Origin of the sequence: Colwellia sp. BRX10-1, from assembly GCF_014077545.1 — a bacterium.
Taxonomy (GTDB): domain Bacteria; phylum Pseudomonadota; class Gammaproteobacteria; order Enterobacterales; family Alteromonadaceae; genus Colwellia_A.
Genome location: NZ_JACGWC010000007.1, coordinates 12,421 through 35,547, shown reverse-complemented (window position 1 = coordinate 35,547; position 23,127 = coordinate 12,421). Strand labels below are relative to the sequence as shown.

At 37.4% G+C, this 23,127-nt stretch carries 21 protein-coding genes; 15 read left to right on the top strand and 6 right to left on the bottom strand.

Translation table 11 applies throughout. The annotated features are described in order from the left end of the window. Positions 1-173: 173 nt before the first annotated feature. Positions 174-842 carry a DNA mismatch repair endonuclease MutH gene (mutH, locus tag H4J75_RS08025; RefSeq protein WP_310733524.1) on the bottom strand — a complete coding sequence of 223 codons (669 nt, stop codon included), beginning with the start codon at positions 840-842 and terminating at the stop codon, positions 174-176. A 162-nt stretch (positions 843-1,004) separates the two neighbouring features. Between mutH and rppH the strand changes: the two genes are divergently transcribed. The 4 genes from rppH (at position 1,005) to H4J75_RS08005 (ending at position 5,641) form a co-directional block, all read left to right on the top strand. Then, entirely contained in the window at positions 1,005-1,511 is a 507-nt protein-coding gene (rppH, locus tag H4J75_RS08020; protein WP_182216909.1) for an RNA pyrophosphohydrolase, read from the top strand. Positions 1,512-1,624: 113 nt separating this feature from the next. Next, complete coding sequence (ptsP, locus tag H4J75_RS08015; RefSeq protein WP_182216907.1) at positions 1,625-3,901, top strand: phosphoenolpyruvate--protein phosphotransferase; 2,277 nt, start codon at positions 1,625-1,627, stop codon at positions 3,899-3,901. A gap of 36 nt (positions 3,902-3,937) precedes the next feature. Next, positions 3,938-4,759 (top strand): sulfite exporter TauE/SafE family protein, encoded by an 822-nt coding sequence (locus H4J75_RS08010; RefSeq protein ID WP_070375985.1) that lies wholly within the window; start codon positions 3,938-3,940, stop codon positions 4,757-4,759. A 48-nt stretch (positions 4,760-4,807) separates the two neighbouring features. Then, positions 4,808-5,641: a thymidylate synthase gene (locus tag H4J75_RS08005; RefSeq protein ID WP_182216905.1), complete on the top strand. Its 834-nt coding sequence runs from the start codon at positions 4,808-4,810 to the stop codon at positions 5,639-5,641. A 58-nt stretch (positions 5,642-5,699) separates the two neighbouring features. Here H4J75_RS08005 and H4J75_RS08000 read toward each other — a convergent pair whose 3' ends face one another. Continuing rightward, on the bottom strand, positions 5,700-5,945 hold the full coding sequence (locus H4J75_RS08000; protein ID WP_182216903.1) for a YfhL family 4Fe-4S dicluster ferredoxin: 246 nt from the start codon (positions 5,943-5,945) through the stop codon (positions 5,700-5,702). 7 nt (positions 5,946-5,952) lie between these two features. Beyond that, positions 5,953-7,353, bottom strand: a complete 1,401-nt coding sequence (gene yegQ, locus H4J75_RS07995; RefSeq protein WP_182221821.1) for a tRNA 5-hydroxyuridine modification protein YegQ — start codon at positions 7,351-7,353, stop codon at positions 5,953-5,955. Between the two features lie 271 nt (positions 7,354-7,624). Here yegQ and H4J75_RS07990 point away from each other — a divergent pair, with 271 nt between their 5' ends. Continuing rightward, positions 7,625-8,467 (top strand): HDOD domain-containing protein, encoded by an 843-nt coding sequence (locus H4J75_RS07990; protein WP_182216900.1) that lies wholly within the window; start codon positions 7,625-7,627, stop codon positions 8,465-8,467. Positions 8,468-8,573: 106 nt separating this feature from the next. On the opposite strand, the gene tolC is transcribed toward H4J75_RS07990, so the two are convergent. Further along, positions 8,574-9,935 carry an outer membrane channel protein TolC gene (gene tolC, locus H4J75_RS07985; RefSeq protein ID WP_182216898.1) on the bottom strand — a complete coding sequence of 454 codons (1,362 nt, stop codon included), beginning with the start codon at positions 9,933-9,935 and terminating at the stop codon, positions 8,574-8,576. A gap of 195 nt (positions 9,936-10,130) precedes the next feature. Here tolC and H4J75_RS07980 point away from each other — a divergent pair, with 195 nt between their 5' ends. The 8 genes from H4J75_RS07980 (at position 10,131) to arsJ (ending at position 17,564) form a co-directional block, all read left to right on the top strand. Beyond that, positions 10,131-10,769: an NUDIX domain-containing protein gene (locus tag H4J75_RS07980; protein ID WP_182216896.1), complete on the top strand. Its 639-nt coding sequence runs from the start codon at positions 10,131-10,133 to the stop codon at positions 10,767-10,769. Continuing rightward, positions 10,770-11,264, top strand: a complete 495-nt coding sequence (locus H4J75_RS07975; protein ID WP_182221820.1) for a DUF1249 domain-containing protein — start codon at positions 10,770-10,772, stop codon at positions 11,262-11,264. Positions 11,265-11,269: 5 nt separating this feature from the next. Then, positions 11,270-12,031 carry a metallophosphoesterase gene (locus tag H4J75_RS07970; protein ID WP_220465267.1) on the top strand — a complete coding sequence of 254 codons (762 nt, stop codon included), beginning with the start codon at positions 11,270-11,272 and terminating at the stop codon, positions 12,029-12,031. A gap of 1 nt (position 12,032) precedes the next feature. After that, the gene (locus H4J75_RS07965; protein ID WP_182216893.1) at positions 12,033-12,632 is read left to right on the top strand and encodes a YqiA/YcfP family alpha/beta fold hydrolase; all 600 of its coding nucleotides are present in this window, start codon (positions 12,033-12,035) and stop codon (positions 12,630-12,632) included. A 57-nt stretch (positions 12,633-12,689) separates the two neighbouring features. Next, the gene (parE, locus tag H4J75_RS07960) at positions 12,690-14,576 is read left to right on the top strand and encodes a DNA topoisomerase IV subunit B (protein ID WP_182175801.1); all 1,887 of its coding nucleotides are present in this window, start codon (positions 12,690-12,692) and stop codon (positions 14,574-14,576) included. Positions 14,577-14,787: 211 nt separating this feature from the next. Continuing rightward, positions 14,788-15,144, top strand: a complete 357-nt coding sequence (locus H4J75_RS07955; RefSeq protein WP_182221819.1) for a metalloregulator ArsR/SmtB family transcription factor — start codon at positions 14,788-14,790, stop codon at positions 15,142-15,144. 22 nt (positions 15,145-15,166) lie between these two features. Beyond that, complete coding sequence (locus H4J75_RS07950; RefSeq protein ID WP_182216890.1) at positions 15,167-16,192, top strand: ArsJ-associated glyceraldehyde-3-phosphate dehydrogenase; 1,026 nt, start codon at positions 15,167-15,169, stop codon at positions 16,190-16,192. Positions 16,193-16,322: 130 nt separating this feature from the next. Next, positions 16,323-17,564, top strand: a complete 1,242-nt coding sequence (gene arsJ, locus H4J75_RS07945; RefSeq protein WP_182221818.1) for an organoarsenical effux MFS transporter ArsJ — start codon at positions 16,323-16,325, stop codon at positions 17,562-17,564. A gap of 70 nt (positions 17,565-17,634) precedes the next feature. Here the strand turns inward: arsJ and H4J75_RS07940 are convergent, their stop codons facing one another. Next, entirely contained in the window at positions 17,635-18,798 is a 1,164-nt protein-coding gene (locus H4J75_RS07940; protein WP_182221817.1) for a flagella assembly protein FlgT, read from the bottom strand. A gap of 195 nt (positions 18,799-18,993) precedes the next feature. Here H4J75_RS07940 and H4J75_RS07935 point away from each other — a divergent pair, with 195 nt between their 5' ends. Both H4J75_RS07935 and H4J75_RS07930 read left to right on the top strand, forming a co-directional pair. Beyond that, entirely contained in the window at positions 18,994-19,650 is a 657-nt protein-coding gene (locus H4J75_RS07935) for a FlgO family outer membrane protein (RefSeq protein WP_070375998.1), read from the top strand. A 36-nt stretch (positions 19,651-19,686) separates the two neighbouring features. Continuing rightward, positions 19,687-20,157, top strand: a complete 471-nt coding sequence (locus tag H4J75_RS07930) for an LPP20 family lipoprotein (RefSeq protein ID WP_259368898.1) — start codon at positions 19,687-19,689, stop codon at positions 20,155-20,157. Positions 20,158-20,174: 17 nt separating this feature from the next. Here the strand turns inward: H4J75_RS07930 and H4J75_RS07925 are convergent, their stop codons facing one another. Beyond that, entirely contained in the window at positions 20,175-23,063 is a 2,889-nt protein-coding gene (locus tag H4J75_RS07925; protein ID WP_259366344.1) for a TonB-dependent receptor, read from the bottom strand. Positions 23,064-23,127 lie beyond the last annotated feature (64 nt).

Sequence of the window (23,127 nt, the reverse complement as noted above, 5' to 3'; positions counted from 1 at the left end):
AGTGAATCAACGAGTAATAAGATCAGTACCTGTAACAATAGTTTAAATTTTACTTTTTAGCATAGATAAGTTCATAAATTCAGTAGTTAAAGTAAATCAGTCAATTAATAATTACCTGATGGTTTGTGTATTTAAGATAAGTTTCAATTGAAATATGAATACCGCAGATATCGTTAATCAATACGCAAATGATTACGTAATAACATGTGTGTAAAAGATGTTTTTAAATAAAAGCCACGAGGCAGTGTTCGAAAGGGCTCGCCGTGTTTATTAAAGGCTTGTGTTTTAGCTTGGCTATTGGCCGCTTTGGGGCGAAGTTGTAACACTTGGCCATGTTTTCCTGAGATGTTTTCTACTTCACCTAATACAATCATATCGGTAAGCTCTTGCCAGTCTAGGGCGAGTAATTGTTCTTCTTCATAAGACGGGGACCAAATAAAAGGGGTGCCAACTATACGCTCGCCTATTGGTATATGTCGTTCAGAAATTACCGGTACCCATAAAACACGTGCCATTTTGTTGCGTATATGGCTGGTTTTCCAACTAGCCCCTACTAAGCCAGTCAAAGGTGCAACACATACAAATGTTGTCTCTAAAGGTTTGCCTTGCATGCTAATGGGTAACGATTTTAATTCAATACCTAAATGTGGAAAGTCAGGTTCAGGTTTTGACCCCGCACTAGCGCCAAGAACCTGCTCAAGTAAAAGACCTATCCAACCTTTTTCTCTCGTTAAATTCTCAGGGACTACTACGCCTGCTTGTTCAGCTATTTCAGCTAAATTAAGTCCAGCAAGCGCTTGCGCTCTTTTTAGTAAATCATCTTCGTTAGTAGGGATATTAATTTTAATGAGTAAACTCTTTAGTCGTGACTTTTCTTTACTCAGTATAAAGATTCATAACTTTTGACGCTATGGTCTAGATAAAATAAAAAATTAATTAATTGCCCGCAAGCCCATATTATGGAAGAATCAAGATATATTTTATGAAAGTTATTGGGAATTCCTTTGATAGATGCCGAAGGCTATAGAGCTAATGTCGGCATAGTCATAATCAATGATAGAGGACAAGTATTTTGGGCTAGGCGTTATGGTCAACACTCGTGGCAATATCCACAAGGGGGGGTTGATGAGGGAGAAACAGCAGAAGAAACCATGTACCGAGAATTACACGAAGAAGTGGGATTAAAACCGGAACATGTCAGTATTGTTGCTTCGACCAAACACTGGTTGAGATATAAATTACCAAAACGTTTAATTAGGCATGAAAGTAAACCTGTTTGTATTGGGCAAAAACAGAAATGGTTTTTACTTAAGCTAACTTCAGAAGAGTCTGCGGTTGATTTACTTCACTCTGATCATCCAGAGTTTGATGATTGGCGTTGGGTAAGTTACTGGTACCCAGTGCGTCAGGTAGTGTCTTTTAAACGTGAAGTTTACCGTAAAGTGATGAAGGAATTTGCTCAGGCGTCTATGCCTTCTTATCGCCATCAAAACCGTAAACGTCGTAGTTGATTATTATTATGTAGCAGTTTTATACGACAAAACAAAAATGTATAATATACCCGTATCACTTAAAGATGACCCTATATCTTAAAGTGAACGGGCATTTTTATTTAAGGAGCCGTATGTTAACTATCCTACGGAGAATTGTTCTAGAATTTAGCCAAAACGCTGAACTCGACAGTGCATTACATCGTATGGTGGAACAAATAAAAGAAACGATGAATACTGACTGTTGTTCAATTTATCTTGCTGACCACCTCAAACAACATTTTTTATTGGTTGCCTCTGACGGTTTGGCAGAAGGTTCATTAGGTCAAACAACCATCGGTTTTACTGAAGGCTTAGTCGGTTTAGTGGGCCAGCGAGAAGAACCACTTAACATTGCTAATGCGCAAAACCATCCTCAATTTATTCATGCCCCTGAAGTTGAGGAAGACGAATTAAATGCCTTTCTGGGGACCCCCATTATTCATCGACGAAAAGTGCTGGGCATACTGGCGATTCAACAAAAAGAGGCTAGGCATTTTACTGAAAATGAAGAAGCATTCTTAGTTACCTTATCAGCCCAACTAGCTACTTCATTGGCCAATGCTGAAGCTAATGTGTTAATCACAGAGCAAGATGCTAATAGTCATTGGACTAAAGCATTACAGGGTGTTGCTGGCTCCTCAGGGGTAATGATTGGTGAAATGTTTGTTGTGTATCCAGCGGTAAGTTTAGCTTCTGTTTCTTTACAACGAACTAAAACCCCAACGCTAGAGTTACAATTTTTTGAAGAAGCCGTGGCGAAAACACGCATAGATTTTGATTTCATGGCCAGTAAGTTACAAGGGATTATTGCGGAGAGTACTTTAGATATTTTCGATATGTATAAGCAATTATTAAATAATGCAAATATTACTAAAGAAGTTACCCAGAAAATAATATCAGGTTGGACTGCTGAAAGTGCTTTAAAACAAATCATTGATAGCTATATTATTCAGTTTGAAGCCTTAGATGACCGTTATTTGCGTGAAAGGGCCAGTGATATACGCGATTTAGGTAATCGATTATTACTTAACTTAAAAAAACTAAATATAAAAGAGCAACAACTTCCACGAGAATTTATACTAGTTGCTGAAGAAGTAACGGCAGCTATGCTTGCACAATACCAGCACCAAGGCTTAAAAGGTGTAGTCTCGCTTCAGGGCTCCAATAATTCTCATGCTGCTATTTTAGCAAGAGCACTAGGTGTGCCAGCGGTAATGGGTATTGAGAAAATTTCGCTTAGTCGATTACACCAGAAGAACTGTATTGTAGATGGCTTTAGTGGTGAGCTTTTTGTTCAGCCTAATGAAGCCTTACAACGTGAATATCAACACTTAATCACTCAAGAGATATTACTCGCCGATAAGGTTAAAAAAGTAGCGCAATTGCCTGCTATTACCAAAGATGGTCAAACCATTGAGTTGCAACTTAATGCTGGGCTTTCATCAGGGTTTGAATATTCAAAAAATTCAGGTGCTGTAGGGATCGGTTTGTATCGTACTGAAATTCCTTTTATGAACCGCAGCTGCTTTCCCTCTGAGTCAGAGCAAACTGAACTTTATCGTCAAGTATTAAGTGCTTTTCCTGATCAACCTGTAACTATGCGTACCTTAGATGTTGGTGGTGACAAGTCGTTACCCTATTTTCCGATAAATGAAGATAATCCATTTCTTGGTTGGCGTGGTATTCGCATTACACTTGATCATCCTGAAATTTTTCTCTTACAAGTACGAGCAATGTTGCGAGCGAATGTTGGCTTAAATAATTTAGAAATTATGTTGCCGATGATTTCAAGTACTTTAGAGGTAGACGAAGCAACTCGTTTAATCAATCAAGCTTATTATGAACTGTCTGGTGAACTTGATTTTATCGGTGAAGAAAAGCTCACTCGTCCAAAAGTTGGTATAATGATCGAAGTGCCAGGTATTATTTATCAATTGCCTGAATTAGCCAGTAAAGTTGATTTCTTTTCGGTGGGCAGTAATGATTTAACTCAATATTTATTAGCAGTTGACCGAAATAATGCCCGCGTATCAGCGTTATATAATTCATATCATCCAGCTGTTTTAAGAGCGCTTAACCATATTGCAGAACAATCAGCTCGCTCATTGGTACCCTTGAGCCTATGTGGCGAGCTAGCCAGTGAACCAGCAGGCGCTTTATTATTATTAGCGATGGGATATGACAAATTGAGTATGAACGCGCATAATATCGCAAAAATTAAATGGGTGATCCGCCATGTTGATTTTCATCAAGTAAAAATGATGTTGGCACATGTGTTAACCCTTTCAACATCCAAACAAGTACACAGTTATTTAAATGAACAACTTGAACAATTCGGTTTAAGTAGTTTCGTACGTGCCGGTAGGTAATGTATCCGGTTAATTTAACTTAAAAAGCAGTAAACAATGTTATTAAGTATCTTTTTAATTTGCGTGTTACTCGGCTCAGTGGTCGGTTTCTCTGCTGGTCTTTTAGGCATAGGTGGCGGGTTGATAATTGTACCCGCTTTGGTGTATTTATTACCGCAGCTAGGGATTGAACCGAACTTAGTTATGCCAATGGCGCTTGCGACCTCGTTAGCCACTATTGTTGTTACTTCACTTTCCGCGGCATTAGCTCATCACCGTAATAGCAATATACCTTGGCCACTTGCTAAGCAACTCATGATGGCGATTGCATTAGGATCGTTACTTGGCGGATTTATTGCTGATATGCTTTCTGTTGTTGCACTAAAAAATACTTTTGCTATTGCTGTTTTTTTACTTTCGTCTTATATGTTTATTGCTATAAACCGAGCGAAGAAAAATAAATTAATTAATCACAACGATGATGAAAAACTACCCAAAAATATCATTGTTAAAGGTATTGGCTTTTTTACTGGTATTTTAGCAAGTCTAATGGGCATTGCTGGTGGTGCTATTCTAGTCCCGATATTAAGTTACTTTAAAGTTCCTTTACGCCAATGTATTGGTGTTGCCACGGTCAGTGGTATGGTTGTGGCCATATTCGGTGTTAGCGGCTATGTGATTGCTGGTTGGGGAGAAGAGAACTTACCCAAATATAGCTTAGGCTATGTTTATTTACCTGCCTTGCTTGGTATCATTATTACGTCTTCTCTTTTTGCTCCAATAGGTGTTAAAGCGGCGAGTAAGTTACCGGTCGGTACTATCAAGAAAGCATTTGCGATATTTTTGATGCTAGTAGCAGTTAAAATGATATTAAGTTAGTACAATAGCGTTTGTTTAAAATTAAAATTTTTTAGAGAAGGAAAGACAGTGAAAGAATATTTAGATCTCATGCGACATGTTCGTGATAACGGCGTACAAAAATCAGACCGCACAGGTACAGGCACCAAAAGTATTTTTGGTTATCAAATGCGTTTTGACTTAGCAAAAGGCTTTCCACTGGTCACCACTAAAAAATGTCATCTAAAATCAATTATTCATGAATTATTATGGTTTATTAAAGGTGAGTCTAATATTGCTTACTTAAGTGAGAATGGCGTTAAAATTTGGGATGCTTGGGCAACAGAGTCGGGCGAACTAGGGCCTGTATATGGAGTACAGTGGCGTAATTGGCCATCAGCCAATGGCGAAACAATTGATCAACTTACACAATTGATTGATGATTTAAAAAATAACCCAGATTCACGACGTCATATTATTACCGCTTGGAATCCTGCATTATTACCTGATACATCTATAAGCCCTGCAGAGAATGCTGCACAGGGCAAGCAAGCATTACCCCCGTGCCATACGCTTTTTCAATTCTATGTACTCAATGGCAAGCTGTCGTGTCAATTATATCAACGCAGTGCCGACATCTTTCTAGGTGTACCCTTTAATATTGCAAGTTATGCACTATTTACCATGATGATCGCCCAAGTCTGTGATTTAGAGCTAGGTGATTTTGTTCATACTTTCGGAGATGCTCATTTATACTCAAACCATATGGAACAAGTTGATGAACAACTAAGTCGCACTCCGCTACCTTTGCCAACTATGAAAATTAATCCTGAGATAAAAAGTATTTTTGATTTTACTTTTGAAGACTTTGAATTAGTGAATTATCAATGCCACGCTCATATAAAAGCCGCTATATCTGTCTAAATACAAACTTAATCGACTGAGCAATTGCACGTTATTGTTTCAGTCGTAGTAGGTGCTGTTAACCATGCATAGCGATAAATTTAGCTAATAACGTTTGCTCATTTTCATTATGCTTTGGATCTTTTTTGATACAATCAATAGGACATACGCTAATACAAGTCGGCTTGTCATAATGGCCAACACATTCAGTACATTTATCCACGTCAATTTCATAAATCATGCTACCCAATGCAATGGCCTCATTAGGACATTCTAGATCACACATATCACAGTTAATACATGCATCTTCTATAATCAGTGCCATGGCCCTATTACGCTACTTGATTTTGTGTAAACGGTTGGCGTGTTGTGCCACCTTCATTAAGGTAGCGCATAATAATACCAAAAGTTAAATCGTGCTCGCTTACTAGCGAAATTGATACTTTATGACCGGACCCTTTTGCGTCAATAATAACTTCACCTTTGGCGTTCTCCATATGAGATAAAACAAAAGATGTATTACCTAGCGGTGTCATTAACTCTAAACGGTCACCGACTAGAAATTTATTTTTTACTTCTATTTCTACTAAACCTGTTATTTCGTTGCGGCCTAATATTTCACCAACAAATTGCTGAGTATCACTTTTTGAATAACCGTAATCAGAATTTTGTGTGTCACTATGGCGGTGACGTTTTAAGAAACCTTGGGTATAACCTCGGTGAGCAAGATGTTCTAAATCGGTATTTAAATTTTGATTAAAAGGTTTATTACTTAAAGCATCAGAAATAGCTTGGCCATAAATTTGTGCTGTTCGAGCACAGTAATAAAATGATTTAGTTCGACCTTCAATTTTTAATGAATGCACGCCTATTTTTATTAAACGTTCTACATGTTCAACGGCACGTAAATCCTTTGAATTCATTATATAAGTACCGTGCTCATCTTCAAATGCTGGCATATATTCACCGGGTCGACCTTGCTCTTGCAATAAAATAATATCCTCAATTGGTTGTTGCTCTGGAATAATGATTTTAGCTGAATCAGGGATAAATAGTTCTGGTTTTACTTTAGTGTCTGGCTGTACCGCTATTATATCACCGGTTTCGTTTTCTTTTGCTTGGTGGCTATCATATTTCCAACGACAAGCATTTGTACATGTTCCTTGATTTGGGTCGCGTTTATTAATGTAACCAGACAACAAGCAACGACCAGAATATGCCATGCATAAAGCACCATGAACAAAAACTTCTAATTCCATTTCAGGGCATCGAAAACGAATCTCTTCAATTTCATCAAGCGATAATTCACGTGATAAAATAACGCGCTCAACACCTTGTTGATACCAAAACTTTACGGTTGCCCAATTAACCGCATTAGCTTGCACAGATAGATGAATTGGCATATCAGGGAATTTTTCCCGTACCATCATGATAAGGCCGGGATCAGACATGATCAGGGCATCGGGCTGCATTGCTATAACGGGCGTAATATCTTTAATAAACGTTGTTAATTTACTGTTATGTGCAGCAATATTATTGACTAAGTAAAACTTTTTACCTAGGGAATGAGCTTCATTAATACCAATTTTAAGATTCTCTAAATTGAATTCATTATTTCTCACCCGTAAAGAGTAACGGGGTTGCCCTGCGTACACAGCATCAGCTCCGTAAGCAAAAGCATAACGCATATTTTTTAAGGTTCCAGCAGGCGATAATAATTCAGGTTTTAGCATAATGAACAACATAGATGATTTATATTAGCGGTATTATAAAAACATCGTTTGTCATAGGTAAACAGCTTATCAGGCGGTTCTTTGATGAAAATCATATTAAGTGATTAAAAACTAGAATTTTAAATATTTGAGCATTTGTCTAATAAAGATACAGTATTGAAAAATTTACTAATATTTGACCTAAAATAATAATATAAGCAAAAAACTGTGCTACTTTTTAATGTAATACAATTGATAATTGACAAATGATAATAATAATTAAGGTGAGACTATGGGAACTGAAAATGCCCTTTATACAATTTTAGTAGAAAAAATTAAACAAGATGCGCTTGTACTTCCAACCTTGCCAGAAGTAGCACTGAAAGTGCGCCAAGCGGCGGATGACCCAAACATTAACTTAAAACAAATGAGTGATATTATCGGTCATGACCCTGCTTTATCTTTGGGTATGTTGAAAGTAGCGAATAGCGTTATTTTAGGACGTTCTGTTAAAGTTGAAACAGTCAACCAGGCTGTAACTCGCATTGGTTTGCGCCAAATCAAAAGTATCGCAACAGCGATGGCGTTAGAGCAAGTATTTGTTTCAAAAAATGAAATAGTTTCAATGTATTTGAAAAAGTCATGGAAAAAAACCGTCGATGTAGCCGCAGTTGCCATCAGTTTAATGACTTTTTATATCCAAGACCATAAACACACATCATTAACGTTAGACACCTTAACATTGGCGGCACTGGTTCATAATATAGGTGTTTTACCCATTTTAACTGAAGCTGAAAATCATCCTGATGTTTTCGCTAACCCGACTTTTTTACAGCAAGCTATTGCTAAGTTAGCTGCGGATATTGGTGGAGAAGTGACTAAAGCGTGGGGATTCTCAGATGAATTTGTCACTTTAGTAACCAGTTGGAGTGATTTAACGGTATTACCTTCTGAAACTCATTATTTGGACTTCATTCGTGCAGGTGCTATTCACAACGGTATTTTCAAGAATGTATCAACCTGTGAAGTGTTATTAAAAAGCTATGTGAATAAAGGTATTTTACCTGACGTGGACTTTATGAAAAGTGAAGAATTTCAACAGATGGTTACTGATGTAAAAACTATGTTTAGTTAATAACAATAAAGTTGTAGACAATAAAAAACCCTGAAATATCAGGGTTTTTTTATATCTATAACTTTTAAACCTACAATTAATACTTCACAAAGGAAGTTTAATAAGCTTACTTAGCGGCACTTAACCCTTGATTGATGTTGATTAAGTCTTGCTCACTGATTGTACCTGCCGCACGTTTTAACGATAAAATTGATTGTACATAATTATAGCGCGTTGATGATAAGTTACGTTTTGCGTTATATAAATTACGCGTGCTATCTAACACATCAACAATAGTACGAGTTCCTACTTCAAAACCAGCTTCCGTTGCTTTTAATGCACTATCAGCACTAACAACAGATTGCTCAAGGGCTTTGATTGCCGAAACAGCAGCAATAACGGTGTTGTAAGCATTACGTGTATTACGAACAACATTACGATAAGTTAACTCTAAATCTTGGCTGGCAGCAACATAGTTGCTCTGTGCTTCGCGAACAGCACTTGACGTAGCGCCACCAGAATAAATAGGTACGTTTAACGTTATGCCGATAGACTGACTATCTAAAGCAGGGTTTTCAAAAGTGGCATTGTTTACTTCGTTATCTTGATCTCTAGCACCATAACTGCCCGATAAACTTAATGTTGGATAATGACCAGATCTTGCGATATTAATATTTTCTTTAGCAACATCAACCGCTATTTTTTGGCTAATTAAATCTAAATTTTTTGCTTCTGCTGTTTGTTGCCATTCATTTGCACTGTCAGGTATCGGGCGTGAGGTACTGAAACGTTCAGTGTTTAAAACACTTAAGTCTCTTGGATACACATTGGTAATTACCCTTAACGCTTCTTCTGCAGTGTAAACACTGTTTTCAGCGCGAATTTCAGAAGTAACGGCATTATCGTATTGCGACTGTGCTTCATGCACGTCTGTTACTGCTTTTAGACCAACAGAGTAACGTTGTTTTGTCTGTTCTAATTGACGCTCAATAGCCGCTTTCTCAGCTTTAGCAAAATCTAAATCGTCTTTAGCACTTAAAACATCAAAATAAGCGGTCGTTACTCTAACAATCAATTCTTGTTTTGCTGCTTGATAAGAAACATCACTGCGGTGCGCGGCTTTTTTGGCATTATCTAATCTTAACCATGTACTATGATTGTATAATGACATACTTAAACTCAAGCCATAGCGCAAAGTATCAGATTTATTGGTCAATGTTCTATTTGATGATTGCCCATCATCCGATGTTGGAATAAATTGATCTTTACTCATTGTGTAGCTAGCTGAAGCACTGATCTCTGGTAATAAAACAGCTCTGGCTTGATCTATGCCTTCTTTTGATGCGTTAAATAAAGCCTTTGATCTCAATACGGTAGGATCATTTTTTTGTGCTTGTTGATAAACGCCCAATAAATCTTCAGCGTTAACTAACGTAGTATTAGTTACACAAACCAAACCAATGATCAGTGCCGTAATTGTTTTTTTCATGAGTGAGCTATTCCTTTGAGTGTGCCATGTACGCTATATTATTATGATACTATCGTATCTTGATTTTTGAATTAGCTAAATAAAATAAGTGTTTGCGAATGCATTCTAGTGTAACAAAATGTTTTATGCTAGTGCTCGCTTTATTATAGTATCTTCATTTATTTTAAATTTTTATATGGGAAATAAAGCCACTCAATGCCTAACAAAAATACAAAACCATCAAAGTTTTCAAATAAAGACGTCACCATTTATCAACAAAAAACCTGCTACCAAGGTGTGTTTAAAATGGATGAGTATCAACTTAGTCATCGATTATTTGATGGTGGCGAAAGTAAAGTATTAACGCGCGAAGTTTTTGAACGTGGTCATGCGGTAGTCGTTATTCCTTACGATGCGACCTATGATCGTGTTGTGTTAATCGAACAATTTCGAGTTGGCGCTATTGGTCAAGGAGACACGCCATGGCTATTAGAGTTTGTCGCCGGTATGTTTGGTCAAGATGAATCGCCTATTGATGTTGCTATTCGAGAAGCTAAAGAAGAAGCCGACTTAACGTTAAATGCTAATCAACTCGATAAAGTGCTGGAGTATTTTTCAAGTCCTGGTGGTATGAGCGAAGTTATACATTTATATGTTGCTAATATAGATAGCAAAAATGTCTCAGGGGTGCACGGTTTAGAAACTGAAAGTGAAGATATTTTGTTGCATGTCATGTCAAGAGAACAAGCCATGTCGTTGTTAGAAAATGGAAAAATCACCAATGCAGCAACAATAATTGGGTTACAATGGCTACAGAATAACTTTCATCAACTACAGCAGAAATGGTCTTCGTAAATGATACAGCAAAGTAAAAAATATCAGCCAAGATTATCAACCTTAATGAATCTTTGTGAAGTTAACTATATGTTTTTAGTTCGCTTATTGGCCAGTCATAACGATGAAGAAGCGGTTGGTGATGAGCGGTGTTTTTTTATTTCTGATTTTTTATCTTACAAGATAACAATACTCGAAATTACTCGCTACACCAGCTTGGTGAGTATTCGCCAAGAACTGCCTAAGACAAAAGCAGTCGTTACTGGAGAAGATAACAATAATAAAACGGTGTTTGACCACATTTTACGTCCCAAAATGATTATCCGTTTATATCATGATGCTCGAATGGCTGAGGTGATCAGTAATCAAGACATTAAACAAGTTCAACCTCGTTACGATTACCCCAATAGTAAAATGCATTTACCTGATGAAAAAGAGCAAATTAATCAGTTTCTTAAAGAATGGCTGCAACTTTGTTTAAAGTTAGGCCAAGTCAACTTATCACTTTTTGAGTAATCCTTTTGTCTTCTATTTTTAAAATTGCGCAAATAAGCGACTGCCATTTGTTTTCTCAAACAGATGGTTTGCATCATGGTGCTAATGTTTACCATAATTTAGTCAGTGTTTTAGACGACATTAAAAATCAGCATTTAGTCGATGCTATTGTATTCACCGGTGATATAACTCAAGACCATAGTGAAAAGTCTTATCAACTTTTTGTGCAAGTTGTTGTTGAAAGTGACATAGCGATACCTTTTTATTATTTGGCGGGGAATCATGATGAACTCGAGTTATTGGATAAATATTTATCTGTTCCTCCTTTCAATCGTGAAAAAGTCTTTAATGATAAATATTGGCAAATTGTTTTACTTAACAGTAAAAGTGAAACACCGAAAGGTCTGGTAACACCAAGCGATTTATCTGCATTTGAGTCAATCGTTGATGATAAAAAACATCAATTAGTGATGATGCATCATCACCCATTAGATGTTGGTTATTTTATTGATCAACACGGTTTAGAAAATCAAGCAGAGTTTTGGCAAACGATTAATAAGTTTTCGAGTATCAAAGCTATTACCTGTGGTCATGTGCATCAAGCATTAACCTTGTATTCAGACCAATCACCAGCCATTCCCTTATTTACTTGTCCCGCTACATCGATTCAATTTGACACCAATAAAAGCGCTGGTGCTTCAAATGGACAAGGGCCAGGCTATCGTGTTTTTTCGCTATTTACTGATGGAAAAATAAAGTCAGACAGCTACTTTTTAACAAAGGAATAAAATGTCTAAACAGGTTAATATTTTATATCTACATGGTTTTAATTCATCACCACAATCGATGAAAGCACAACTGACAAAGCATTACTTTAATGAACATTTTCCCGAAGTCTCATTTTTTAGCCCTCAGTTAGCTTCGTCACCAACGGCTGTTATCGAACAATTAACGACACTAATAGACTCAAAAAGCGATAAAGAAAACATTTGGTATTTTATTGGTTCATCACTAGGTGGCTATTTTTCAACGTATTTATCAGAGAAATATCAAGGCAAAGCCGTATTAATTAATCCGGCAGTAAAGCCCTTTGAATTATTAGTTGATTATTTAGGTGAACAAACTAATCCTTACACACAGGAAGTTTATTACATTGAAAAGCATTTTATTGAGTCATTAAAAAGCCTTGAACAACAATTTATTTCGAAAAATAATTACTTGGTCATGGTACAAACAGGCGATGAAGTGTTAGATTATCAAAAAGCTGTCGATAAATATTGTGACTGCCAAATAATTGTCCAGCAAGGCGGGGATCACAGCTTTATTGATTACTCGAAAGTGTTACCTAAAATTGCGATGTTTTTTAATTTATACCCAACGAGTCAATAAAGTAGACCGATAGGTATTAAAACATTTTTTAATCATAATCATTATTAGAATAGTTAAATGAGCGAACAATATAATTCAGACTCCATTGAAGTCCTCAGTGGTTTAGACCCAGTACGACATCGTCCAGGTATGTACACAGATACTTCTCGCCCTAATCATTTAGGCCAAGAAGTTATTGATAACTCGGTTGATGAGGCTTTGGCTGGGCATGCGCAAAATATCACCGTTGTGCTCGATAAAGACCAATCACTGGAAATTATTGATGATGGTCGAGGCATGCCAACCGATATTCATCCCGAAGAAGGTGTCTCAGGTGTTGAGCTTATTTTCTGTAAACTTCATGCCGGTGGTAAATTTTCTAATAAAAATTATCAATTTTCTGGTGGTTTGCATGGTGTTGGCATTTCTGTGGTTAACGCACTTTCTACCCGAGTTGATGTTTCAGTTCGCCGTGACAGTAAAGTGTATGAAATGGCTTTTGAGCATGGTGAAAAAGTTGAAGAGTTACATGAAACCGGTACGGTTGGCCGAAGAAATACCGGTTCACGCGTAAAGTTTTGGCCTGATCCTAAATATTTTGACTCAGCAAATTTTTCAGTGCGTCGCTTAGTACATTTATTAAAAGCGAAAGCTGTTTTATGTCCAGGCTTGACCATCAAGTTTCATGACAAGAATGAAGATAAAAAATATCAATGGTATTACGAAGATGGTTTAGTCGACTACCTGAAAGATTCTCTTAAAAGCTGTATTTGTTTACCTGAAGACCCTTTTGTTGGGACTTTTTCTTCTTCGCATGAAGCCGCTGATTGGGCCGTAACTTGGCTCTCTGAAGGTGGAGAGGGCATTGGAGAGAGTTATGTCAATTTAATTCCAACCATCCAAGGTGGTACACACGTCAATGGTTTACGCCAAGGCTTATTGGAGTCAATGCGCGAATTTTGTGAATTTAGAAACCTCATTCCTCGCGGTGTAAAATTAACGCCAGATGATATATGGGACAAATGTTCATATATTTTATCGGTGAAAATGCAAGAACCACAATTTGCAGGACAAACTAAAGAACGTTTATCTTCTCGACAATGCGCCGCTTTCGTTACCGGTGTGGTAAAAGATTCTTTTAGTTTATGGTTAAATGAACACACTGAAATCGCAGAAAACCTTGCTGAATTTTGTATTTCAAATGCTCAGCGACGCTTGCGTGCCAGTAAAAAAATTATTCGTAAAAAAATTACTCAAGGACCTGCTTTACCCGGGAAATTAACTGATTGTGGCAGTCAAGATATTGCCCGAACAGAATTGTTTTTAGTGGAAGGAGACTCGGCGGGAGGTAGTGCTAAACAAGCTAGAGACCGTGAGTTTCAAGCAATTATGCCGCTTAGAGGTAAAATTTTAAATACCTGGGAAGTCGATTCCGGACAAATACTGGCTTCACAAGAGGTCCATGATATTTCAGTGGCATTAGGCATAGATCCAGATAGCGATGATTTATCAGAATTACGCTACGGTAAAATTTGTATTCTTGCCGATGCCGATTCCGATGGTCTTCATATCGCAACGTTATTATGTGCTTTATTCATGCAACACTTTTTACCTTTAGTGCAACGTGGCCATGTTTATGTGGCTATGCCACCACTTTATCGTATCGATGTCGGTAAAGAAGTTTTCTATGCCTTAGATGAAGCCGAAAAAGACGGTGTTTTAGATCGAATAGAAGCTGAGAAAAAACGTGGTAAAGTTAATGTACAACGTTTTAAAGGTCTGGGTGAAATGAACCCTCTGCAACTACGCGAAACGACTATGGATCCAAATACACGTCGTTTAGTGCAATTAACGGTAGATGAGCACTCTGAAACGATGGAGTTAATGGATATGCTACTGTCAAAGAAACGTAGCCCAGATAGAAAAACATGGCTGCAAAGTAAAGGTGATATGGTCGAAATTTAGCCATATTTAGTTTCTTAACACCAAAGCATGAGTTAACTCATGCTTTTTTTTGCGCTTTTATCTAACAACTGTTTTTTTAAAGGTTATTTGCATACTCTCTCAATATGAAATAACATATGTTTTTCCATATATATGAAAAAACATATGTTAAATGTGTGTTGTTATTTTATGTATGTTCCAAATAAGCTTTCGAATTAATGCGGTGCCAGTTATGAATAATGATAGGGTGGTTCAATTTTTTAAAAATTTAGCTGATGATACTCGGCTAAAAATAATTTTACTTATACAAATGGAAAAAGAACTGTGTGTCTGTGAATTAACGGCCGCTTTGTCTTTATCTCAACCTAAAATATCACGTCATATTGCCCAACTTAAATTACATCATATTCTCAGTGAACGAAAAGTAGGACGCTGGGTTTTTTATAGTCTCGTTGATGCAATGCCATTTTGGCAAAAAGAAGTCATCGAGTTATCAAGTCTTAACAATCAAGCATATTTAACCGCATGTGTAACAAACCTTATTGATATGGGCAATCGTCCGAGCAGACAGCAAAAATGTTGCGAATAACCTTAATAAATAGGAATAAATCATGACAATTAAAGTAGGTATTAATGGCTTTGGCCGCATCGGACGTTTAGTTTTACGTGCGGCATGGCAATGGCCAGAAATAGAGTTTATTCAAATTAATGATCCCGCAGGTGATGCTAAAACATTAGCACACTTACTGAATTTTGACTCTATTCATGGTCGTTGGAAATTTGATGCACAAGTCGACAATAACCAAATGATCGTCTGTGATGAAGATGGTGAACATCACATTAATATTAGTCATAATTTAACCATAGCTGAAACTGACTGGTCACAATGTGATGTTGTTGTAGAAGCTTCTGGAGTGATGAAAACGACCAAACTATTAAGCGCTTATTTAGCACAAGGTGTTAAACGGGTTATGGTTACAGCACCCGTAAAAGAAGAGGGCGCCTTAAATATTGTCATGGGCGTTAATCATCATCTTTATAACAAAGCACAGCATAAAATTGTCACTGCTGCTTCTTGTACCACTAATTGTTTAGCGCCAGTGGTTAAAGTTCTCCAAGACAGTGTTGGCATAAAACACGGCAGTATGACGACTATCCATGATATTACCAATACGCAAACTATCCTTGATGCGCCTCATAAAGATTTACGTCGAGCGCGAGCTTGTGGCCAAAGTTTAATTCCAACGACTACCGGGTCTGCAACCGCTATTACCCATATTTTTCCTGAGCTAAAGGGAAAATTAAATGGTCATGCCGTGCGAGTTCCGTTAGCGAATGCCTCAATTACTGACTGTGTATTTGAGCTAAATAGAGCCGTAACAGTTGAAGAAATTAATCAATTGATGTCTACGGCGGCACAAGGAGACCTAAAAGATATACTTGGCTATGAAGAGCGTCCTTTGGTCTCTGTTGATTATAAAACGGATCCACGTTCATGTATTGTTGATGCGCTATCAACCATGGTTGTTAATGACACCCAATTGAAAATGTATTTGTGGTATGACAACGAATGGGGTTATGCCAATCGAGCTGCAGAGTTAATGTTGTTAGTTGGACGATCTGATATTAAGGACTAGTCTTTGAGAATATCGACATAGACTGCGTTTTTAAACGAATAATATCTTGGCGTTACGCTAATGTTTAATACTCTTGATTATTTATTAGCATACGCCAACATCAATCGAAAATACCATCATTGGTACCTTTATGTTAAACAAAATAACTGCACTGCCTAGTGCGGTAAAACAGTACCTATTAATTACCGCTAACTATTGGTTTTTCACCTTAACCGATGGTGCTTTGCGTATGCTGGTATTATTACATTTTCATCATCTAGGTTATTCCCCGCTTGCCATTGCGATGTTATTTCTATTTTATGAAGTTTTTGGTGTGATAACCAACCTAGTTGGCGGGTGGTTAGGAGCAAAAATTGGTGTGAATAAAACCATGAATATTGGTCTGTTCAGTCAAGTTTTTGCTTTATTAATGCTAACAGTTCCTGAACAATACTTAACCGTTATCTGGGTTATGTTGGCACAGGCGCTGTCGGGTATAGCTAAAGATCTTAATAAGATGAGCGCTAAAAGCAGTATTAAAACGTTGGTACCAACGAGCAATAACAACCAAGATCACGCTGTTCTTTTCCGTTGGGTTGCTTATCTTACAGGATCAAAAAACGCCTTAAAGGGTATCGGTTTTTTCCTAGGTGCCTGGTTACTAAGTACCGTGGGATTTTCAGTAGCCATGCTAATAATGGCGAGTGTGCTAGCGATTGTTTTTGTGCTTAGTCTGTTATTATTGCAAGGTGATTTAGGTAAGGCAAAGCACAAAGTTAAATTTAAAGAGATATTCTCAAATCACTCATCATTAAATTATTTGGCGGGCGCGCGCTTATTTTTATTTGCTGCTAGGGATATTTGGTTTGTTGTCGGATTACCGATATATTTGGTCAGTAATTTAGGTTGGCAACATACTAATGTTGGGATATTTATGGCGTTATGGATTATCGCTTATGGTATTGTTCAAGGCTCAACACCTAAATTTTTTATTAAAAATAACCAACATAATATCAAGGGTCATTTGTTATTTACTTGGGGGATGATTTTATCCGGTGTTACCTTGTTGTTAGCACTGTTGATGTTTTATGCGACCAAGCTCAACATCAGTACTGAAATCATTATTATTGCAGGCTTATTTATTTTTGGGGCTGTTTTTGCTATTAATTCTGCGCTACATAGCTATGTGATTGTAGCCATGGCGAAAGAAGATGGCGTTTCTATGGATGTTGGCTTTTATTATATGGCTAATGCCCTGGGAAGGTTATTAGGGACTGTTATGTCAGGTGTTATTTATCAATTTACTAACTTAATTACCTGTTTAATCATTTCCGCTTTGTTTGCTGGACTTTCAGCCTTATTGATTAAACGTATTAGTCTGTCAAACGAATAAGGCGCAAAACAGTGACAATGTTAACGTTAACAGCATGCTGGTAACGTTAACATTCTATATAGCGATGAAGTTAGTAACGCACCGCTAAATCATTTAATTGGATGTTACCCAATAATTGCCCGTCAGTAGTCATTGCCTGTGCGCTTTGCTGAGACACTTGGGTTATTTTTACTGTGTAAGGGCTAACGTTAAAACCTGCATAGGTTTTTCCTGAGTCAGTAATGATATTATTTAAGTGTAATAGAGAAAACTCATCACCAACTTTTACGCCATGCCTTTTACCTAAATTAATCGTTAACGAATTACCAGCTATTTGCACTACCTTGCCACGAGTAGGTTGACACATCATATTTTCGTCGATATCAATGATCATATCCCCTAACACTTTTTCAATGGCCATTCCGTATTGGCTTTGCCAGAATACTTCGCTATGAACATCAACTTGCTGACGTTTGCCAAATTCCCATGGTGCAGAACTACGGTACTGCTTAGTGAAGACAGATTCACCATTAGTACCGTTGTAAATATATAGGCTGACATTAAACTGACGGTTAAAAACATCTTCTTGCCAGAACTGCCAACCGTTGGTTGAGGCTTGTGCAAAGCTAATGTCATTAATTTCAGAATACATGACATACTGAGTATCGCTGATATTAGCTAACGACATGGTGAGATTTTTTATTGCTTCAACTTGTAAGCTGTTATTTAATCTTGAGAACTGAGACTTCTCTTTTAATAACAATCTGGTGTCTAGATAAATACCTTGGTTGTTAATTTTATAAGCAAGTTTAGCCATCAATTTATTATCAAGAGCATAAATTTTACCGATACTCGCTTGCTCTCTATGCATTAAGTTACTACGGGTAATTAATAAAGACTTTCGATAATCAGAAGAGAAGCACTGTTTACTTTGTGGGAAGATGTCAGCACGAATGGTTACGGTGACCAAATTGCCCTCATAATTTTCATCAACCAGCTCAAAAGAGTTTACGGTACCGCTGGCGCGAATATTTATTTCATTTTGTGTCAATAATCCGTTAACCGTTTTTTGCACACTCGATACGGAAGCTCCGGCAACGAGTAAGGCTTTTTTTAATGCATTCTCTATGGCTAATGTTTTTGCTCGTTCGGCATTGCCCTGCATTATTACTGACTTTCCCTGAGCTTCATACCACTGGGCATCAGCAGAATGAGTGATAAAAAATAAAAGTAGAGCTGATATAAATAAGCGCATATGAAGTCCGTCAGTAAAAAAGGTTTAATATCTACTGTCGAATATGCAGTTTCTATGCCCACTTATTTTAATACGCAAGTAACTTTATAGATTGGCGCGATTTGTGCTTTATTTATATTAGAAACTATTTGATGTCGTTTATCGATATTACTGCAAAACTGATTATTCGCTTTCAGAGCGATCAAGGGGAGCTCAATGAAAAAGTGGCTTATTCCATTATTTATTCCAACGTTGATGTCGTGTTCATCAATGAATATGATGAGTGATGAAGATAATTTTTATAAATCAAAGCAAGAAGTACGAGGTGAAATTGACAGTTTCAATCTACCTCGACATGCGATAGCAGATGTTGTTAAAGGGCTTACTTATCAGATGCTTGAAAGCAGCTCTTTTGTAAACCCTAAAACACCTATCGCGGTAGCTTCTTTTGTCGAATTAGAAAACCTTGAGTCAACTAATTGGCTGGGTAATCAAATATCAGAGAACTTTGTTCATGAATTACAGCGCCATGGTTTAGTTGTTATTGATTTTAAAACGACGGGACATATTCGTGTCACTGCTCAAGGTGATTATGTTTTTAGTCGCGACTGGAAAGAGCTGCCAGAGCGGCAGATTATTGACTATGTTGTAACCGGTACCATGATGGAACAAGAAAATGGTGTGATGATTAATGCTCGGATGATTGGTATGCAATCACGTGTTGTTGTTGCCACGGCACAATCTTTTATCCCAAGCTGGGTAATTGGTGAACAGATTAATCAAGATGAAAGTGTTCGGATAAAAGATGGATTAATCATTCGAAACAGCGTTATGTTAGCAGAAGACGAACGTTCAATTAAAATTGTTAATTAGTTTTTTATATTGATGTAGGACTAACTTTTGGTATTTATGATGAAAAAAATTATTCTTAATATATTAACCGCTGGTAGTTTAGCTTTGTTACTTGCCAGCTGTTCTAGTGTTTATGACAAACACGTACAATGGCAAAGTGTTAAGCCTGAAACCTTCCCTGTGTTACATGCTATTGGCCAAGCGCCGATAAGTTTGCAAAACTCACAACATGAAACGCAGCGTATGTTGATGGCGATTAATGCCTCAAAGCTTGCCGCTTATGCAGAACTTGCAGAACAAGTTTATGGGCAAAAGATAAATGGTGAAATGACCATGTCACAACTGATAATGGGTAAAAATGAAGTGTCAGCGTCAGTTCAAGGTGTCATCCGCGCAGCTAAAGTGATTAAAAGCTATCCTGTTGGCGACAGTTACACCACAGAGTTAAGTTTAGACTTTGAAGATGTTTATAATATTTATTTAGCTTCTTCACCCAAACGTGAAATTAAAGCGGTTACCTATTATTAAGTGTTAACAGCACACCCTTAAAAATCATATTGCAGACTTGCATAAAAATATGCGCCGTTAAAACCGAAAGGAGCTGATCGGCGTGAATATTTGAATACACCTGTGCTATCAACAATGATATTACCTTGTTGATCTTCAATTGTGCCTCCTCGAGAGTTTCCTATACGATTTTTGTCAGGCATAACATCAAATAAATTATGACTACCCACAGTGACCGCAAGATTTTTTGACATTTGATGGCTAACGCTAATATCAGTTAATAGCTCTGCGCCATAAGTTTGTTTACCACCATCGGTTATTGTATATTTACCATAGTGATTGAACAATATATTGATGGTCCAGTGCTGGTTTTTATAAAGGGTGTTTACACTTATTTTATTGCGTGGTTGCCACTCTTCAATGATAGAAATATCTTGCTGTGAAAAAATTTCTTCAACGCTAATGGTATGCAGTGTGCTGTGATCAGGTGTAAATAACTTGGTTACCTCTGTATTGGTAAAGTTTGCCGCTAAGGTGAAGTTAATATCTCCAGAAAAAGCTTGAGTCTGCCAAGTAGCAACAATATCTGTGCCTTGAGTTGCGGTATCTGCACCATTTAAGAAAAACTGTCCTTTGGTAACAGACTCCTCAGTAAAAGCTTGGTCGAGTAGAGGTGATATTCCCATACCCAATTTACTACTAATGACAATACGATTATCAATATCAATCTGATAAAAATCAAAGCTAATATCTACATTTTCAGTAGGGCTATAGATAAAGCCAACACTGAGGTTGTCAGATTCTTCTTCTTTTAAAGAAGGCACCCCGAGTCGAGTGGTCAAAGTACTATCATTTCTGAATGTTTCCACTTCCTCACTCAACAATGAGCCACTTTCGTCAACAATAAACTGTGTACTGATATTATTGAAATACATTTGCTGCATAGAAGGTGCACGAAAACCTGTGCTATAGGCTCCGCGCAAAATAAGTTGCTGGTGTGCTTGCCAATGCACCGCAAGTTTTGTATTGGTGCTGTTACCAAATATATCATAATCATCATAACGAATGGCCGCACTGAGCTCGATAAAGTCATTGATTTGGGTCACAGACTCCGCAAAAAGTGAAACAACATCACGGCTCTCGTTAACCGCAAGTTCAGGTGCAACCCCCGGAAAACCTTGAATACCACCAGCGGCATCTTGGTCAAACAATGCTTGATTATTGTCGGTATCATAATCCTGAAAGCTGTAGGGGTTACCTGGTATTATTTGGTATATTTCTTGGCGAAACTCTGCGCCTAACGCGAGTGAATAATTTTCATAGTCTTGGCTAAAAAGTAAATTTACTGTCTCAAGTGACAAGGATAGCCCGTAAGCAAAAGCAGACTTTGGTAATTGAGCACGTAATTCATCTACTGTTAAGTCACTGGTTTGTAATAGATAGTTAGCGTAAGAAGCATTAAGTGAATCTTTAGTCGTATAGTCTATTTGGTTCTTGCCATAGGTATATGAAATATCAATGGCGCTGTCATTATCGAAAGCCACTTTATAGCCAAAATTGTATGACATATCTTTTATATCTGAATCTATTTTGGGTAAATAACCCTGAGGAATCGTTGCTTGACCATCGCTTAATAGTGGGTTTTCATTGTTATTCGCGCTGTGACGAAAGAATGCGGCAGATTGGTTTTCTCGATGTGAATAGGTTAAAAAGCCATAAAGTTGCCCGTTATTCAGTTCAAATGTACTGTTTGCGGCAAAAGAAAGTTGTTGATACGAAGGGTCGCCAATACGAAATGTTGCTCGGTTAGCGGATAACTCTCGAGGATCATCGGTTTGCCAGTGACCATTGTCCAATTGAGTGCACTGGCCAAATTGGCAGGCACCATGTAAACCTGAGCGGTTGGTACTTTGATGGTCGACTAAACTTAATGTGGCATTGATAAAGCCATCATCACCCAGCGGTAAACCTTGCGTATAAGATAGCTGAAAATCTTGACCATCACCTTGCTGATAAGCACCAGCTGATGTTATTAAGGTCGCTTGCTCATTACTATCGTTTAGCACAATATTAATAACACCCGCTATGGCATCCGAGCCATATTGTGCGGCTGCACCATCACGTAAAATTTCAATACGTTTAATGGCTCTTACTGGAATGGCGTTCATATCTGTACCAGCTGTACCTCGGCCAACAGAGCTATTAATATGAATTAAACTCGCTTGATGACGACGCTTACCATTTAATAAAATCAGTGTCTGATCCGGTCCTAAACCACGCAATGTTGCTGGCTGTAATACGTCACTGCCATCACTTATTGCTGAACGAGAAAAATTAAAAGAAGGTACTAGTGCTTGCAATATTTGACCAAGGTTAGTCTGGCCACTATTACGCAGAGTGTCCGCAGATATAATATCAACAGGAACAGGTAACTCTTTTACGGTTCTGCCATTAATATGACTACCAACAATAACTATTTTTTCAATGGCTTTGACTTTTTCTGTGGTCTTAATTTCTTGTTTAGATTTGCTCTGCGCTGTAACGTTATTTTTCTGCTTTATCGACCATTGGCCTTTATTATTTATTTCTGCATGAAGCCCCGTGTTTTTAAGGAGCTTCCTCAAAGCCAAAGAAACTGAGTAATAACCCTCTATGGCATTACTGTTAAAACTTCGGGTTAAATCATAAGAAAATATAATGGTCTGATCGGCCTGCTGGGCAAGTTTAATTAATGCTTGATCAACGGATTGAGCGGCGACAGTAAAGTGCGTTATATTGGGTGCAATAGCTTGTACTTTAGCTTGAGTGGTTAAACTAAAAGATAATGGAAAAATAATAAAGAATGAACAAAAAAAATGTGTCAATAGTTTTGTTAAAACGGCACGGTGTTGCTGTTTTTTTCTTTCTTTAAATAAATAGTTTAGCAAGGTGTCAACTAGTGCTTTGATTGTGATCGTTGAATACAGAAAGCTCACCTTCTATTTATAATTT